Origin of the sequence: Amycolatopsis sp. EV170708-02-1, assembly GCF_022479115.1 — a bacterium.
Lineage (GTDB): Bacteria > Actinomycetota > Actinomycetes > Mycobacteriales > Pseudonocardiaceae > Amycolatopsis.
This window is the reverse complement of the sequence record NZ_CP092497.1, coordinates 5,242,164-5,257,687: the sequence shown is the minus strand read 5'-3', so window position 1 is coordinate 5,257,687 and position 15,524 is coordinate 5,242,164. Positions and strand designations below refer to the sequence as shown.

Sequence of the window (15,524 nt, the reverse complement as noted above, 5' to 3'; positions counted from 1 at the left end):
TCAACCCTTCACCGCGCCGCCCATGACGGACACGAGTCGTCGTTGCACGAGGATGAAGAACACCAGCACCGGGATGGTCATCAGGGTCGAGCCCGCCATCACCGCGCCCCAGTCGGTGTCCTCCGGTTTGAAGAACACCAGGATCGCCAGCGGGAGCGTCTGGTTCTCGGTGTTGGAGATGATGAACGTCTTCGCGAACAGGAAGTCGTTCCACGCGTGGATGAACGCCAGCACGCTGATCGCCACCAGCCCGGGCGCCACGAGCGGGAAGAGGATCTGCCAGGTGAACCGCATCCGGCTCGCCCCGTCGATCTTCGACGCCTCTTCCAGTTCCTGCGGCACCGCGGCGACGAAGCCGCGCAGCATCCAGATCGCGAACGGCAGGCTGAACGCCAGGTGCACCAGGATCAGCGAGCCGAGATGGTTGGTGCCGAACGCCGGCGCGACGTCGCCGACCGACCGCATCAGGAAGAACAGCGGGATGGTCAGCGCCTCGACCGGCACCATCTGCGCCACCAGCACCATCACCAGCAGCACGGTCCGGCCCTTGAAGTTGAACCGCGTCAGCGCGACCGCCGAGAGGAACGAGAGCAGCAGCGACAACGCCACCACCACGACGGCCACGATCACGCTGTTCAGGAAGAACATCGCGAAGCCTTCGCCGCTGAGCACCCGTTCGAAGTGCTCCAGTGTCGGCGTGAGCGTCCAGGGACGGGGGTTCTCCGCCTGGATCTGCCCGGTGGGCTTGAACGCCGAAAGCACCATCCAGTACACGGGGAACGCGACCATCCCCGCGATCACCACGCAGACGATCTCGGCGATCAGCCTGCCCGGCTTGTGCACTCGACGGCCTGTCGTCACACCCATCCGGCGCTCCGGCGTTGGGACCGGACGTACAACCCGGTGATGGACAGCAGCAGCAAGGTCATCACGACTCCGAGCGCCGCGCCGAGACCGTATTCCTGTCCGGCGAAGGCCTGTTGGTAGGCGAAGACGTTGAGCACGAGGTTGCGCCCGGCCACGCCGCCGCCGTTGGTCATCACGTAGATCTGGGTGAAGATCTTGAAGTCCCAGATGATCGACTGGATGGTGGCGATGGTGAGCAGCGGCCGCACCATCGGCAGGGTGATCGACCAGGTGGTGCGCCAGGTCGACGCGCCGTCGAGGTACGCGGCCTCGATGACCTCTTCCGGCACTCCCTTGAGCCCGGCGTACATCGTCACCATGACGAACGGGAACGAGCACCAGATGACCTCGGCGGCCACCAGCCCGAACGTGCTGTACGTGTCGAAGGTCCAGGAGTGGTTCGCCATCCCGGTGAACCCGAGGCCCGACAGCACCTCGTTCACCAGGCCGAAGTCCGCGTCGAACAGGAACAGCCAGACGTACGAGCCCGCCATCGCGGGCGTCGCCCATGCCGCCAGCGCGGCCAGGAACAGCGGAACGCGCGCCCAGGCGCGGACTCGGGTCGCCAGCACGGCGAGCCCGGTCCCGAGCGCCAGGCTGCCGACGACGCAGACCGCGGTGAACCCGAGGGTCTTGGCCAGCACCTCCCAGAACTGGAGGTTCTCCAGCAGCTCGACGTAGTTGCCGAAACCGAGGAACACCAGCGGCGCGTTGCCGACCGCTTGCGGCTGGCCGTAGTCGTAGAACGAGATCAGGACGAGCTGGTAGATCGGGTACACCAGCATCGCGAGCAGCAGGATGCCACCGGGAGCCAGGTAGAGCAGGGCGGCCCGCCCGTCCCGGCGACGGCGGGGCGACCGCCGTGCCGGGACGGCCGGAGCCGTGGTGCGAGGGATTTCCTTGGTGACCACTAACCGAACGCCTTGTTCATCTCGGCGGCCGCCGCGGTGAGCGCGGTGGCGGGGTCCTTGCCGCCGGTCGCGATCTGCTGGATCGCGGTGGGCAGCACGTTCTGCGCGTCGATCTTCGACCACGCCGCGGTGGCGGGGACGAACTTCGTGCCCGCGGTGAGCGTGTCGACGAACGGCTTGACCGACGGGTCGCTCGCGGCGAGCTTCTGCTGGACGCTGCCGAGCGTGGGCAGGTTGCCCATCGCGACGTACATCTTCTCCTGGTACTTGGCGCCACCGAGCAACTGGGTGAACTCGACCGCGAGGCTCTTGCGCTTGGTCGCGTTGAACACGCCGAGCAGGTTGCCGCCCGCGAACGCCGGGGCGATCTTGCCGGCCTCGGTACCCGGGAGCGGGATGATCGCGTACTTGCCCTTCACCTGGCCGGCCTCGACGGCCTTGCGGTTGAAGTCACCGCCGATCGACATCCCGGCCTTGCCGCCGGCGAACGCCGTGATGCTCTGCGTCCCGGTGAGGTTGGCGCACTGTTCGGGCGGGCAGATGTCCGCCTTGAGCAGGTTCGCGTACGCCGTGACCCCAGCCTTCGCCTGTTCGGAGTCCACAGTGGACTTCCACTTGCCGCCGTCCTGCTTGGCGATCTCGCCGCCGTGGGCCCACAGGTAGGGCAGCATCGCGTAGGTGTACTTGCCGCCGACGGAGATGCCGTACAGCTCCGGCTTCTTGGCGCGGATCGTCCTCGCGGTTTCGGTCAGCTCCGCCAGCGTGGACGGCGGCTTGAGACCGAGTTCGGCGAAGATGTCCGTCCGGTAGTACAAGGCGCGGATGCCGGTGAACCACGGAAGCCCGTAGGTCTTGCCGCCGGATTTCGCGGTCTCCAGTACGGCGGGCAGGATGTCGGCGCCTTCCTTCCACGCCGACAGGTCGCCGGTCAGGTCGGCCAGCGCGCCCGTGGCGGCGTAGCTGGAGACGTCGGTGTTCCCGAACTCGGCGACGTCCGGCGCGCTGGCCGGATCGTTGAAGGCGCCGGAGAACTTGTCCGCGCGGCCCTCCACCGGGATCCACTGGACGTCGACCTCGACGCCGGAGTGTGCCGCCTTGAACTCGGCGATCGCCTCCTTGACCGCGGCCTCCTTCGGCGCGCGGTTGGCCTCGTCGAACAGCCAGACCCGGACCGTGCCGGTCTTCTCGTCACCGCCGCCCGCGGCCGGGGTGTTCTGGGCGGGCGCGCAGGCCGTGACGAGGCCGACCGCCGCGAGGCCCGCGATGAGGACGCGAGTTCTCATGGGTTTCTCCTTAGGCGAAAAAGACGGAATTGACTTGGGGGAGCGCCAGTTTCCCGGCGACGGCCCCGGGAAGGCCGGTGCCGGGATCGCGCGGCAGCCAGCTGAGCGTGCCGGACTTGTCGCTCGAGACGTAGAACCAGCGCTCGGTTGGGTCGAGGGTGAAGTGCCGCGGGTACACCCCGCCGACGGGCGCGTTGTTCAGCAGCTTCAAGGACTTCCCGTCCTCGCTGACGCCGAACGACGCGATCGTGTCGGAGCCGCGCACGGAGGCGTAGACGAACTTCCCGTCCTTGGACGTGGTGATCTCGCCCGGGTACTGCTCGCCGGGGGTGCCCGCGGGAACGGCCGGGACGACCTGTCCGGCGGTGAGTTTCCCGGTCGCCGGGTTCCACGCCGCGACGGTCACCTCGGCACGCAGCTCACCGAGGATGTAGGCGTACTTGCCGTTCGGGTGGAACGCCAGGTGCCGCGGGCCGGCGCCCGACGGGAGTTTCAGCTGCTGGTTGAGCTTCAGTTTCCCGGTGGCGACGTCGAGTTTGTAGACGTAGACCGAATCCGCGCCGAGGTCGACCGCGAGCACCCACTTGCCGGTGGGGTCGTTGACGACCTGGTGCGCGTGCGCCTGACGCTCGGCGCCCTTGTGCTGCGCCAGATCGACGACGTCGCCGAGCTTCCCGCCCGCGAGGATCGGGAGGACGACGACGCTGCCGCTGCTGTAGTTCGCGGCCAGCACGTACTTCTGGCTCGAATGGACGCTCAGATGGGTCGGGTGCTGTCCCTTGGCCGGCTTCTTGTTGAGCAGCTTGGGTTTCGCCGGATCGGCCAGGCTGAACGCGGAGATCTGGCCGTTCTCGTCCTCATTGGTCACGTAGAGCGTCTTGCGGTCGGCGCTGAGGTCGAACCAGGAAGCGTTGCTCACTCCCGGAATCGTCCGGTCGACGACCACGGCGTTCGTGGCCGCGTCCCGGTGACCGACATCGAGCCCGTGCCCGGAACTGGTGTAGCTGCTGATGTAGATGGCCCCGGTTCCCTTCGGTCCGCAGGTCTGTTCGGAGGCGTTCGCGAGGTGGGAACCGAGAACGGTGGTGAGTCCAGCCGCTCCGACGGCGCCGAGGAAGGTGCGTCGATCCAGTCCGGTCATCGTGATCTCTCCCAGTCGTCAGGTGGTTTAAACCAATGCCATGAGCAATGCTGCCACGCCGAAACCGGAAACGGAAAGGACGGTTTCCAATACGGTCCAGGTTTTCAGGGTCTCCGGCACGGTCATGTTGAAGTACCGCGAGATGATCCAGAAACCGCCGTCGTTCACGTGGGAGGCGATGATCGAGCCCGCCGAAATCGCGACGACCAGCAGCGCGAGCTGCATCTGCGAGTAGCCCAGCGTCGCCACCGTCGGTGCGACGATGCCGCTCGTGGTCACGATCGCGACCGTCGCCGAACCCTGTGCGATGCGCATACCGCAACTGATGACGTACGCCGCCAGGATGACCGGGAGGCCGGCGTTGTCGAGCGAACCCGCGACGGCCTTGCCGATCCCGGTGGCGGACAGCACGGCGCCGAAGAACGCGCCCGCGCCGACCACCAGCAGGATCATCGCGACCGGGCGCAGCGACTTCGCCGAAAGCTCGCTCAAATCCTTGCCCGTCAAGCCGCGGCGCAGCCCCAGCAACCAGGACGCGAGCAGCACCGAGACGGTCAGCGCGACCGCCGGGGTACCGATGAACGCGGCGACACCGGCGGCCGCGGAGGCCTTGGGAAGCCAGATGCTGCCGAAGGTCCCGGCGAGGATCAGCACCAGCGGGACCGCGATGATCCCCAGCACCAGCCCGAGCGACGGCGGGTTCGTCTCCTTTTCGCCTTCTTCCTCGGCGACCAGGAATTCCGCGGGAACGGCCACGTCGACCCGCTTGCCGATCCACGTCGAATACAGCACACCGCCGACGAGGAACGCGGGAATACCGCAGACCAGGCCCATCAGGATGATCCAGCCGAGTTCGACGTGCAGCAGACCGGCCGCGGCCACCGGGCCGGGGTGCGGCGGGAGGAACGCGTGGGTGATGGAAAGACCGGCGAGCAACGGCAACGCGTACAGCACGAGCGAACGGCCGCCCTGTTTGGCGGCGACGTAGACCAGCGGCGCCAGCACGAAGATGCCGATGTCGAAGAACACCGGGATACCGAAGACGAAACCCGCGAGCCCCATCGCCAGCGGGGCCCGCTTCTCACCGATGGCGCGCAGCAGCGCGCTGGTGAGCACCTTCGCCCCGCCCGAACGCTCCAAAATGGACCCGAGGATCGTGCCGAGCCCGATGATCGCGGCGATATGGCCGAGGATCCCGCCGAATCCCTTCTCCAGCAGGGAATCCGAGGCCTTCTGCGCGGAGCCGACGATCTGGACGACCGGCAGGCCCGCGGCCAGCGCGGTCAGCAGGCCGACCACGATCAGCGCGATGAAGGGCTCGAGCTTGACCTTGATGATGAGGAACAGCAACACCGCGATCGAGACGGCGGCGAGGGTCAGGAGACCGCCCGTCGAATGTTGGAGCCAGTCGATCATCGGGCACTCCCGGGGTTCCGCAGTGAATGACCGGCGAGGGCGCCGGTCGGTTGACCATCGTCGATGGCGGCGACACCGTTGACGAAGACATAGGGGATACCGGCGGCCTGCTGCCGCGGCTCGTCGAACGTGGCGGTGTCGGCGACGGTTTCCGGGTCGAACAGCACGAGATCCGCCGCGTATCCGGCGCGGACGAGACCGCGATCGGTCAGGCGCAGGCGCTGTGCCGCGCGGCCGGTGAGGTGGGCGACGCATTCGGCGAGTTCGAGGACGCCGAGTTCGCGGACGTAGCGCGCGAGGTACCGCGGGAACGTGCCCCAGGCGCGGGGATGTGGCCGCGCGCCGACGAGCAGCCCGTCGCTGCCGCCGGTGTGGGTGCGGTGGCGCATGATCGCCTGGACGTTCTCCTCGTGCCCGACGTGCATCAGGCAGGACGTCCCGAGCTTCTCCGAGAGCAGGACGTCGAAGTACAGCTCCGCGGCCGGCTTCCCGGCCCGTTGTGCCGAAGCGGCGACGGAATGCCCGACGAGGTGGGAGTTCTCGTCGCGGCGGACGCCGTTGATCTCGATGGCCTCCCAGTCGATCGGCACTCCGTGGGCGCCGTCGGAACCGGTTTCCTCGATCTCGGCGCGGATCCGCTCACGGGTGTCCACATCGGACAACCGGGCCAGCGTGGCGTCGAGCCCGCCCTCGGTGGCCCAGCTCGGCAGCAGCGCGGAAAGGTAGGTGGCGCCGGGAAGGTAGGGATAGGTGTCCAGCGTGATGTCGCAGCCGTCGTCGAGCGCCCGGTCGAGCAGCTCCAGCAGGTTCGACGCCTTGCCCTTGTTCACCGAGAAGTTCATCGTGGCGTGCGCGAGGTGCAGCGGGCAGCCCGACCGGCGGGAGACGTCGACCATCTCGCCGAACGCCTCCAGCGCGCCCTTGCCGTAGCTGCGATGGTGCGGGCTGTAGAAGCCACCGCGCTCGCCGACGACCTGGCACAGCTCGACCAGTTCTTCGGTGGTCGCGTACATGCCCGGTGTGTAGGTGAGCCCGGACGACATGCCCATCGCACCCTCGGCCAGCCCGGTCGCGATGAGTTCCTTCATCGCGTTCATCTCGGCTTCGGTGGCGGGCCGGTCTTCCCAGCCGACGGTGAGCATGCGGACGGTGCCCTGCGGTACCAGGTAGGCCGCGTTGACCGCGACCCCCGCGTCGAGCCGGTCGAGGTACTCGCCGACGGAACGCCAGTTCCAGTCGAAACCGGCCGGATCGTCGTTCCAGCCTGCCAGCTGCTGGCGCAAAGCGGCGAGGACCTCGTCGTTCACGGGCGCGTAGGAGAGCCCGTCCTGCCCGAGGACCTCGGTCGTGACGCCCTGGGAGAGCTTCGCGAGGTGATCCGGATTGGCGAGCAACTGGAGGTCGGAATGCGAATGCATGTCGATGAACCCGGGCGCGAGCACGAGTCCTTCGGCGTCGATGGTGCGGCGGCCCGAGAGCGAGCCGGGTTCGGCGACACTGGCGATTCGGCCGTCGGAGATGCCCACGTCATGCCTGGTGAGCGGATCCCCGGTGCCGTCGGCGACCAGTGCCGAGCGGACGACGATGTCCATGGTGATTCTTCCTCTGCGGCGGTGGAGGACGGATCAGAAATCAGAAATGGGTGCGGACGAAATCGAGCACGGTCTCGCCGTCGGGGCCGACGACCGGGATCAGGGGCCATTTGTCGAAGACGGTGCAGGGATGGGACAGCCCGAGGGCGATCCAGTCCCCGACCTCGACCGGTGACGACGCGGGCAGGGTGAGGAAGGCGTGCTGGTCGTTCATCTTCTGGATGGAATGACCTTCGAGCGCGGACGTCTGCCCGTCGCCCTTGCGGATGAGGCGCGGCTCGGGCATGCCCTCGTCGAACGAGGCGTCCCGTTTGCCGATGGTGAGCAGCGCGAGTTCGTCCGTCGGCTTCGACGTCACCTGTGCCCAGGCACGCAACGCGGACCGGAAGGAGGCGACGCCGCCGATGCGCGGGTGTTCGCCCAAGGGTGAGATCACGCGGTAGAAGCCGTCGTCGTGGGTCACGTAGGCGCCGCTGCGGAGGATTGGCAGGACCTCCAGGCCACCCCAGTCCTTGGTGAGCTCGTCGGCGACGCGGTCGAAGTACGCGCTGCCGCCGCCGGTCACGATGATCTGCCCGGCGTCGTCGAGCAGACCCTTGGCGTGGAAGGCGAAGACGAGTTCGCGCAGACCGTCCACATAGGAGCTGATCAGCTGGAGCGACTTTTCGTCCGTGTGATGGGAAAGCGCGCCCTCGTAGCCGCCGGAACCGCGTAGCCGCAAGGCCGGGCTCGCGTGCGCGGCCTCGGCCACGGCGAGCGCGGTCTCGGTGTCGCGGACACCGGTGCGGCCGCCCTCGGCGCCAAGCTCGACGAGCACGTCCACCTTCCTGCGGGCCCCGCGCAGGGCTTCGGTCATCAGTTCGACACCGCGGACCGAGTCGACCCAGCAGACGAACTCGAAGTCGTCGTCGGCGTCCAGCTCGGCGGCCAGCCACTTCAGCCCGGACGGGTCGAGCAGCTGGTTCGCCAGCAGGATGCGGGAAACGCCGAACGCGCGGTAGATCCGGAGGTGGCCGGCGTTCGCGCAGGTGATACCCCACGAGCCGTGCTTCAGCTGCCGCTCGAACAGCTGCGGCGCCATCGTCGTCTTGCCGTGCGGGGCCAGCGCGACCCCGCGTTCGGCGCACCAGTCCGCCATCGTGCGGAGGTTGTGCTCGACGGCCTCTTCGTCGAGGACGACGAACGGTCCGAGGAAGCCGTCTTCGAACAGCTTCGCGCCGCGGGCGGCGGCTTCGCCGATCGTGAGACCGGACAGCGAGGGCGCGACCGAGCGGAAGCGCCAGTCGACGCGCTCCTCCCGGACGGCCGCGACCGCGGCGGAATCGATGGTGCCGGCTTGGAACATGAGGTTCACCTCGGTTGCGTATGTTGCAACGGACGTTGCGCATATTGCGTGGGATAGGTGTAGCATCCGGTCCGCTGGAGGTCAACGGCGTGACGACTAGGAGACGCGAAGGTGACAAGCGCGCCCCACGTTTTGTGCATCGGGGAGTCGATGGCCTTGTTCGTGCCGGCCGAATCCGGGCCGCCCGACGAGGTACGTAAGTGGGTGCGAAGCATCGGAGGGGCCGAATCGAACGTCGCCTGCCATCTCCCCGCGCTGGGTTTCACCAGCGCGTGGGTGAGTGCCGTCGGCGACGATCCGTTCGGCCGCGCGCTGGTGCGCGAGATCGGCGAGGCGGGGGTGGACGTCAGCGCGGTCGTGGTCGATCCGACGCGTCCGACCGGGCTCTACATCAAGGAGAGCGGCGCGGACGGCAGCCCCGTCCGCTACTACCGCAAGGGCTCCGCCGCGTCCGGAATGGACGCGGGATTGCTGGGGAAACTCGACCTCGACGGTGTCCGGGTGATCCACCTGTCCGGGATCACGCCCGCGCTGTCGGACGGCTGCCTGGACCTGGTGCGGGCACTGATGGAACGACCGCGTGGCGACACGCTGGTGTCGTTCGACGTGAACTTCCGGCCCGCGCTCTGGGCCGGGCGTGACCCGTCGGTGCTGGCCGGGCTGGCCGCCCGCGCCGACATCGTGCTGGCGGGCGAGGACGAGGCCGAGCGGGTGTGGGGACCGGTGACCCGGTACGGCTGCGCGCCGCGGTGCCAGGGCCGAAGACGCTGGTCGTCAAGCATGGAGCACGCGGGGTGACCCTGGTCGAAGGCGACGAGGCACCGCTGTTCTCGCCCGCGCTCCAGGTGGACGTCGTGGAGCCGGTCGGCGCCGGCGACGCCTTCGCGGCCGGATTCCTCGCCGCGACCCTGCGCGGCGACGACCCCGCGACGCGGCTGCGCCGCGGTCATCTGCAGGCCGTGGCCACCCTGCTGACCCACGACGACGTGGGCACGCCGCTGCCCGCGTCGGTCGTCGAAGCGCTTCTTGGAGCGGATGAGGCAGCATGGGCGGCGGCCAAGCTGACGGACAAGGGAGTGGTGGGCGGATGAGCCAGAGCCTGGACAGGGCGCTCACGCTGCTGGGCGGGCTCGCCCGCGAGCCGAAGACGCTCGACCAGCTCGCCGAGGAGATCGGCGTGCACAAGTCGACCGTGCTGCGCCTGCTGCGCACCCTGGAGGCACACCACTTCGTGCGCAGGGAAGGGCAGCGGTACTACCGGCTGGGCAGTGCCCTCTTCGACCTCGCCCAGCAGGCGCTGGAGGACCGCGACGTCCGCCGCACCGCGCAATCCGCGCTCGCCGGGCTCAACGCGCGTACCGGGCACACCGTGCACCTCGCGTCCTATGAGGACGGGGAGGTCGTCTACATCGACAAGTTCGAGGGCAGGCATTCGGTGCGGATGTACTCCCGTATCGGGAAACGCGCGCCGCTGCACTGCACCGCCGTCGGCAAGGTGCTGGTCGCCGCGATGACACCGGAGAAGCAGGCGGACGTGGTGTCGAGGATCGACTTCTTCGTCCGCACGCCGAACACGATCACTACACCCGAGGCCTATGAGAAGGAGCTCGCGCTCGTCGCCGACCGCGGCTACGCGGTGGACAACGCCGAACACGAGGACTTCATCCACTGCGTCGCCGCGCCCGTCCGCGGCCCGGGCGGCGTGGTGCTCGCCGCCGCGTCGGTGTCGGTGCCGAAGGTGCTGCTCGACTACGACGGCCTGATGGCGCTCGTGCCGGAGCTGATCGCCGCCACCGAAGAAGCTTCCGTCCACAGTGGATGGACGGGGAACCGAAAGGGGAAGTTGGAATGAGCAAGACCGCGATCAGCACGGAGAACGCGCCGAAGCCGGTGGCCGCGTTCTCGCAGGCGGTCCGCAAGGGCAACATCCTGCAGGTGGCCGGCCAGGTCGCCTTCGACCCGGCCACCGGCGCCATCGTCGGCGAGACCGTCGGCGAGCAGACCGAGCAGACCTTCAAGAACATCGAAGCGGTGCTCGAGGCCGCCGGTTCGAGCCTGGCCGACGCGATGATGGTGCGCGTCTACCTGACCGACGTCGACCACTTCGGCGCGTTCAACGAGGTCTACAACAAGCTGATCGGCGAGGCGCCGCACCCGGCCCGCACTACCGTTTACGTCGGCCTGCCCGCCGGCCTGCTGGTGGAGATCGACGTCCTGGCCGTCACGGACTGACCGCGCGCCTCGTGAGTGGCAAGGACGGTTCTAACCGTCCTTGCCACTCACGAGGTCACAGCACGCTCGTGTACCCGTTCAGCGCGGGCTGCCCGCCCAGATGCGCGAAGAGCACGTTCGAATCCCGCGAGATCTCGCCGCGGGAAACGAGGTCGATCAGCCCCGCCATGGACTTGCCCTCGTACACCGGGTCGGTCAGCACTCCCTCCAGCCGCGCCAGCGTCCGGATCGCGTCCAAGGTGGACTCGTCCGGGATGCCGTAGATCCCGGCGTGGTAGCGCTCGTCCAGTTCGACGTCGCCGATCTCGCCCGCGCCGATCAGCTCCGCGGTCGCCCGCGCGATGCGGGTGATCTGGTCACGCGTCTCCGCCGGTTTCGCCGAGCCGTCGATCCCGAGGATCCGGCGCGGCTTCCCGGAAAGCGCGGCCCCGGCGACCATTCCCGCCTGCGTGCTGCCGGTGACCGAGCAGACGATCACCGTGTCGAAGAAGACGCCGAGCTCCGCCTCCTGCGCTTCGAGCTCGACCATCCAGTTCGCGAAACCGAGCCCGCCGAGGCGGTGGTCCGAGCCGCCCGCCGGGATCGCGTACGGCTTCCCGCCGCCGGCTTCGATCTCCTTGACGGCGTTCTCCCAGCTCTCCTTGAAGCCGACGCCGAATCCGGCCTCGACCATCCGGATGTCCGCGCCGAGGATGCGCGAAAGCTGGATGTTGCCGACCTTGTCGTACATCGGGTCGTTCCAGTCGACCCAGCTCTCCTGCACCAGCACGGCCTTGAGCCCGGCCCGCGCGGCGGCCGCGGCGACCTGGCGGGTGTGGTTCGACTGCACGCCGCCGATCGAGATCAGCGTGTCCGCGCCCTGGGCCAGCGCGTCGGCGACCAGGTATTCGAGCTTCCGGGTCTTGTTGCCGCCGAACGCGATCCCGGAGTTGACGTCCTCGCGTTTCGCCCAGACCTTCGCGCCGCCGAGGTGGGCGGTGAGCCGTTCGAGCGGGTGGACGGGGGAGGGGCCGAAGAGCAGCGGGTAGCGGGGGAAGTCGGCGAGGGTCATGGCGTCTCCAGAAGGTCTTCGAGTTCGGTCCAGATCGTGGCGGTGATCGCGCAGGCCGCGTCGACGTCGCCCGCTTCGATGGCGTCGGCCAGCTCCGCGTGGCGCTGGACCGACCGGTGGGCGGGCAGGGAGCCGAAGCGGGCGTATTCGAGACGGCGCAACAGCGCGGTGTAGCGGGCCAGGGTCGCGGCGACCGCCCGGTTGCGCGCGGCGGCCACCGGGACGTCGTGGAGTTCGTCGTCGGCGGCGATCGCGGCCGCGATGTCCCCGGCGGCGATCGCGTCGGCGAACCGCGTGTTGGCCGCCCGCATCGCGGCGACCTCCGCCGGCCCCATCCGCGGCGCGCCCGCCCGGACCGCGAACTCGTGCAGTGCGCGCACGAGCTGCAAGGCGTCACGGACGTCGTCGGGGACGAAACCCGCCACACGCGTGTAGCTCTGTGGCTTGGACTCGACGAGGCCGTCCTCGATGAGCCGCAGCAACGCTTGGCGCACCGGCGCCCGGGAAAGCCCCAGCTGCTCGGCGAGATCACCGTCGCGCAGGTTCGTGCCCGGCGGCAGCGTCCCGTCGATGATCGCCCGCCGGATGTTCTCGTAGGCCTCGTCCCTGAGGAGGGACCTCGGCACCTTCGCTAACCCACTCACATCTGAAATGTTAGTCGACGGCGAAGTGGAAGTACATGAAGGCCCCCTTCCTGTGCCTGGACGCAAGGAAGGGGGCCTTCATGTACTTCGGAGGGCTAGTAGACCGGTCCCGTGTACTTCTCGCCCGGGCCCTGCCCGGGCGCGTCCGGCACGGCCGAAGCCTCGCGGAACGCTTTCTGCAGCGACTGCAGGCCCTCGCGCAACGGGCCGGCGTGCAGGCCGAGGTACTCTGCCGAAGCGGTGACCAGCCCGGCGAGGGCGGTGATCAGGCGGCGGGCCTCGTCGAGGTCGCGGTGCGGTGAGCTGGCCGGGTCCTCGTCCGCGAGACCGAGGCGTTCGGCGCCGGCGGAGAGCAGCATGACGGCCGCCCTGCTGATCACCTCGACGCTCGGGATGTCCTCCAGGTCGCGGACGTCCGGGGAATACGGGGGCTGCTGAACGGGTTCATCTGACACGTCTGGTACCCTTCCACGAGCGACCAGCCCCCGAGTGATCGGGGGCGGCAAGTGGAGCCCCGCTCCCACCCGTGTCACCGCCGCAACATCAGGTGTCCGGGTCCGGTCTCGCCGAAGACGATTTCGGGCGTCGGAGGCGGTGCGTTCGGTTCTGGAGACTGAACGCGATCGGAATGAGTGGGCCTCGCGTACCTCACGGTACCGGGGCCTTCGGCATGTGGGCACCAGGTCGAAACGGTAGAAGAATTTACCTCGGACCAAGGAGGCCCCATCAGCTCCGAGACACGCATCAACGACCGAATCCGGGTTCCGGAGGTCCGCCTCGTCGGGCCGGCCGGTGAACAGGTCGGCATCGTCCGGATCGAAGATGCGCTGCGGCTGGCACAGGAGAACGATCTCGATCTCGTCGAGGTCGCTCCGCAGGCACGCCCGCCCGTATGCAAGCTCATGGACTTCGGCAAGTTCAAGTACGAGAGCGCGCAGAAGGCCCGCGAGTCCCGCCGCAACCAGCAGCTCACCGTCATCAAAGAGCAGAAGCTGCGGCCGAAGATCGATCAGCACGACTACGAGACCAAGAAGGGTCACGTGTCGCGCTTCCTGGCGGCAGGCAACAAGGTCAAGGTCACGATCATGTTCCGCGGTCGCGAGCAGTCCCGGCCGGAACTCGGTTTCCGGCTGCTGCAGAAGCTCGCCGACGAGGTGACCGAGCTCGGGTTCGTCGAGTCGTCGCCGAAGCAGGACGGTCGCAACATGATCATGGTGTTGGCTCCGCACAAGAACGTGAAGCCGCAGAAGGCCGCGAAGGCAGCCAAGGACGAGTCGTCCGAGCCGCCCGCCGACGCGTAGCGCCGACCAGCACATGTCAGCGGCACACCGGGGAACACCGGTGTGCCGCCGCACGAAAGAGGACAACGTAATGCCGAAGATGAAGACGCACAGCGGGACGTCCAAGCGTGTCCGCGTCACGGGCTCGGGCAAGCTGCGCCGCCAGAAGGCCGGCCGTCGCCACCTGATGGAGAAGAAGTCCAACAGGCTCACCCGTCGCCTCGAAGGCACGACCGAGATCGCCAAGAACGACGTCGGCCGCGTCAAGCGCCTTCTCGGCCGCTGACACCCTTGCTCATGTAAACCCCGGGCGCGCCCGCCGCGCCCCCAGATCGACAGGATGGACCAGTGGCACGCGTCAAGAGGGCGGTCAACGCCCAGAAGAAGCGTCGCGCGACTCTCGAACTCGCCAGCGGCTACCGTGGCCAGCGTTCGCGGCTGTACCGCAAGGCGAAGGAGCAGACGCTTCACTCGCTGAACTACGCCTACCGGGACCGTCGTGCCCGCAAGGGTGACTTCCGCCAGCTGTGGATCACCCGCATCAACGCCGCGGCCCGCGCCAACGGCGTGACCTACAACCGGTTCATCCAGGGCCTCAAGGCCGCGGGTGTCGAGGTCGACCGCAAGATCCTCGCGGACCTCGCCGTCAACGACGCCGCCGCGTTCACCGCGCTGGCCGAGCTGGCCAAGGCGAACGTGAACACCGAAGAGAAGAAGTCGGCCTGACCGGCGACAGCGCTCTTCCGCAACCCGGGGCGGCTCCGTTCACCGAACGGACGCCCCGGGTTGTTGCTGCGCGCAAGCTCACCCGCCGGGCCGAGCGTGAGAAGACCGGCCGGTTCCTCGCCGAGGGCGCGAACGCCGTCGAGGCCGCTCTCCAAGACGGCGGCAAGGTGTACGAGCTGTTCGTGACCGAGCGCGCCGCCGCGCAGCACGAGCGGCTGCTCACCGTCGCGCGTGACTCGGGCGTCCCCGTCTCGCCGATCACCGACCGCGCCGCCGACGGGCTGTCCGAGACCGTGACGCCGCAAGGCATCGTCGCGGTCTGCGCGCTCGTCGACCGTCCACAAGAGACCGTCCTGAAACCGGGCGCGAAGCTGGTCGTCGTCCTCGTCGACGTCGCCGACCCCGGCAACGCGGGAACCGTGATCCGGGTCGCGGACGCCGCCGGCGCCGACGCGGTCGTCCTCGCCGGGGACAGCGTCGACCCGCACAACGGCAAATGCGTCCGCGCGGCCGCGGGCAGCCTGTTCCACCCCGCCATCACCCGGATCCGGGACGTCGACGCGGCACTGAAGGCCTGCTCCGCCGCCGGACTCCGCACACTCGGCGCGCACGGTTACGCCGACACCGAACTCGATCAGGTGACCTTCGACGAGCCGACCGCGTGGGTCTTCGGCAACGAGGCGCACGGCTTGGCGCGGACGGTCCTGGAGACGGTCGACCTCGCGGTCAAGATCCCGATGTACGGCCGGGCGGAGAGCCTGAACCTCGCGACCGCCGCGGCGATCTGCGTGTACACGAATGCGATGGCTTCGCGCGCCGCGACCACGTAGAGTCTCGGTCATCACGCCGTCGCAGCACGACACCAAGGGAGCTCTCATGGAACGCAGTGTTCGTTCCAGCACCTTGTTTACGGCGTAGAGCGCGTTTTTCGCACTCCCGAGTGACGGTGTGCCCAGCCCGAGGGTGATCGGGGGCCGCCGTTCGCTGTCCCATAGAA

16 protein-coding genes and 1 pseudogene are annotated in these 15,524 nt (G+C 68.5%); 7 read left to right on the top strand and 10 right to left on the bottom strand.

The genetic code is table 11. The annotated features are described in order from the left end of the window. Genes MJQ72_RS23850 through MJQ72_RS23820 form a run of 7 tightly spaced genes read right to left on the bottom strand, consistent with a single transcriptional unit; the run spans position 1 to position 8,594 of the window. Positions 1-867, bottom strand: a complete 867-nt coding sequence (locus MJQ72_RS23850) for a carbohydrate ABC transporter permease (protein WP_240593161.1) — start codon at positions 865-867, stop codon at positions 1-3. Further along, positions 858-1,817: a carbohydrate ABC transporter permease gene (locus tag MJQ72_RS23845; protein WP_037345611.1), complete on the bottom strand. Its 960-nt coding sequence runs from the start codon at positions 1,815-1,817 to the stop codon at positions 858-860. Before MJQ72_RS23845 ends, MJQ72_RS23850 begins: the two co-directional genes overlap by 10 nt. Continuing rightward, positions 1,817-3,100 carry an extracellular solute-binding protein gene (locus MJQ72_RS23840; protein WP_240593160.1) on the bottom strand — a complete coding sequence of 428 codons (1,284 nt, stop codon included), beginning with the start codon at positions 3,098-3,100 and terminating at the stop codon, positions 1,817-1,819. The genes MJQ72_RS23845 and MJQ72_RS23840 overlap by 1 nt, the downstream gene beginning before the upstream one ends. Before the next feature lie 10 nt (positions 3,101-3,110). Next, the gene (locus tag MJQ72_RS23835; RefSeq protein ID WP_240593159.1) at positions 3,111-4,241 is read right to left on the bottom strand and encodes a lactonase family protein; all 1,131 of its coding nucleotides are present in this window, start codon (positions 4,239-4,241) and stop codon (positions 3,111-3,113) included. Between the two features lie 27 nt (positions 4,242-4,268). Beyond that, on the bottom strand, positions 4,269-5,657 hold the full coding sequence (locus MJQ72_RS23830) for a GntP family permease (protein ID WP_240593158.1): 1,389 nt from the start codon (positions 5,655-5,657) through the stop codon (positions 4,269-4,271). After that, positions 5,654-7,249 carry an amidohydrolase family protein gene (locus MJQ72_RS23825; RefSeq protein WP_240593157.1) on the bottom strand — a complete coding sequence of 532 codons (1,596 nt, stop codon included), beginning with the start codon at positions 7,247-7,249 and terminating at the stop codon, positions 5,654-5,656. Before MJQ72_RS23825 ends, MJQ72_RS23830 begins: the two co-directional genes overlap by 4 nt. Positions 7,250-7,289: 40 nt before the next feature. Further along, a complete protein-coding gene (locus MJQ72_RS23820) occupies positions 7,290-8,594 on the bottom strand; it encodes an amino acid deaminase (RefSeq protein WP_240593156.1) in 1,305 nt (434 codons plus the stop codon). A gap of 150 nt (positions 8,595-8,744) precedes the next feature. Here MJQ72_RS23820 and MJQ72_RS23815 point away from each other — a divergent pair. The 3 genes and pseudogenes from MJQ72_RS23815 (at position 8,745) to MJQ72_RS23805 (ending at position 10,826) form a co-directional block, all read left to right on the top strand. Then, positions 8,745-9,685, top strand: a pseudogene (locus MJQ72_RS23815) (sugar kinase). Then, positions 9,682-10,446 carry an IclR family transcriptional regulator gene (locus tag MJQ72_RS23810; RefSeq protein WP_072026456.1) on the top strand — a complete coding sequence of 255 codons (765 nt, stop codon included), beginning with the start codon at positions 9,682-9,684 and terminating at the stop codon, positions 10,444-10,446. The pseudogene MJQ72_RS23815 and the gene MJQ72_RS23810 overlap by 4 nt, the downstream one beginning before the upstream one ends. Continuing rightward, positions 10,443-10,826, top strand: coding sequence for a RidA family protein (locus tag MJQ72_RS23805; RefSeq protein ID WP_034321592.1), 384 nt, complete (start codon positions 10,443-10,445; stop codon positions 10,824-10,826). The genes MJQ72_RS23810 and MJQ72_RS23805 overlap by 4 nt, the downstream gene beginning before the upstream one ends. Before the next feature lie 55 nt (positions 10,827-10,881). On the opposite strand, the gene MJQ72_RS23800 is transcribed toward MJQ72_RS23805, so the two are convergent. From MJQ72_RS23800 to MJQ72_RS23790, 3 genes are all read right to left on the bottom strand, one after another. Further along, positions 10,882-11,877, bottom strand: coding sequence for a 1-aminocyclopropane-1-carboxylate deaminase (locus MJQ72_RS23800; protein WP_240593155.1), 996 nt, complete (start codon positions 11,875-11,877; stop codon positions 10,882-10,884). Further along, positions 11,874-12,503, bottom strand: a complete 630-nt coding sequence (locus tag MJQ72_RS23795; RefSeq protein ID WP_240593154.1) for a GntR family transcriptional regulator — start codon at positions 12,501-12,503, stop codon at positions 11,874-11,876. The genes MJQ72_RS23800 and MJQ72_RS23795 overlap by 4 nt, the downstream gene beginning before the upstream one ends. Positions 12,504-12,616: 113 nt before the next feature. After that, complete coding sequence (locus MJQ72_RS23790; RefSeq protein ID WP_240593153.1) at positions 12,617-12,976, bottom strand: DUF1844 domain-containing protein; 360 nt, start codon at positions 12,974-12,976, stop codon at positions 12,617-12,619. 270 nt (positions 12,977-13,246) lie between these two features. Here MJQ72_RS23790 and infC point away from each other — a divergent pair, with 270 nt between their 5' ends. The 4 genes from infC to MJQ72_RS23770 all read left to right on the top strand — a co-directional run bounded on the left by infC (position 13,247) and on the right by MJQ72_RS23770 (position 15,357). After that, positions 13,247-13,822, top strand: a complete 576-nt coding sequence (gene infC, locus MJQ72_RS23785) for a translation initiation factor IF-3 (RefSeq protein ID WP_051071860.1) — start codon at positions 13,247-13,249, stop codon at positions 13,820-13,822. 70 nt (positions 13,823-13,892) lie between these two features. Then, entirely contained in the window at positions 13,893-14,087 is a 195-nt protein-coding gene (gene rpmI, locus MJQ72_RS23780; protein WP_007028043.1) for a 50S ribosomal protein L35, read from the top strand. A gap of 62 nt (positions 14,088-14,149) precedes the next feature. After that, on the top strand, positions 14,150-14,527 hold the full coding sequence (gene rplT / locus MJQ72_RS23775) for a 50S ribosomal protein L20 (protein WP_005163284.1): 378 nt from the start codon (positions 14,150-14,152) through the stop codon (positions 14,525-14,527). Beyond that, positions 14,524-15,357 (top strand): TrmH family RNA methyltransferase, encoded by an 834-nt coding sequence (locus tag MJQ72_RS23770; protein WP_396427001.1) that lies wholly within the window; start codon positions 14,524-14,526, stop codon positions 15,355-15,357. Before rplT ends, MJQ72_RS23770 begins: the two co-directional genes overlap by 4 nt. The last annotated feature ends 167 nt before the right edge of the window (positions 15,358-15,524 follow it).

What these genes read in the sequence shown, in the direction of transcription:
- MJQ72_RS23850 (WP_240593161.1), bottom strand. Translation starts at nt 867, where the DNA reads ATGGGTGTGACGACAGGCCGTCGAGTGCACAAGCCGGGCAGGCTGATC.
- MJQ72_RS23840 (WP_240593160.1), bottom strand. Translation starts at nt 3,100, where the DNA reads ATGAGAACTCGCGTCCTCATCGCGGGCCTCGCGGCGGTCGGCCTCGTC.
- MJQ72_RS23835 (WP_240593159.1), bottom strand. Translation starts at nt 4,241, where the DNA reads ATGACCGGACTGGATCGACGCACCTTCCTCGGCGCCGTCGGAGCGGCT.
- MJQ72_RS23830 (WP_240593158.1), bottom strand. Translation starts at nt 5,657, where the DNA reads ATGATCGACTGGCTCCAACATTCGACGGGCGGTCTCCTGACCCTCGCC.
- MJQ72_RS23825 (WP_240593157.1), bottom strand. Translation starts at nt 7,249, where the DNA reads ATGGACATCGTCGTCCGCTCGGCACTGGTCGCCGACGGCACCGGGGAT.
- MJQ72_RS23820 (WP_240593156.1), bottom strand. Translation starts at nt 8,594, where the DNA reads ATGTTCCAAGCCGGCACCATCGATTCCGCCGCGGTCGCGGCCGTCCGG.
- MJQ72_RS23810 (WP_072026456.1), top strand. Translation starts at nt 9,682, where the DNA reads ATGAGCCAGAGCCTGGACAGGGCGCTCACGCTGCTGGGCGGGCTCGCC.
- MJQ72_RS23805 (WP_034321592.1), top strand. Translation starts at nt 10,443, where the DNA reads ATGAGCAAGACCGCGATCAGCACGGAGAACGCGCCGAAGCCGGTGGCC.
- MJQ72_RS23800 (WP_240593155.1), bottom strand. Translation starts at nt 11,877, where the DNA reads ATGACCCTCGCCGACTTCCCCCGCTACCCGCTGCTCTTCGGCCCCTCC.
- rpmI (WP_007028043.1), top strand. Translation starts at nt 13,893, where the DNA reads ATGCCGAAGATGAAGACGCACAGCGGGACGTCCAAGCGTGTCCGCGTC.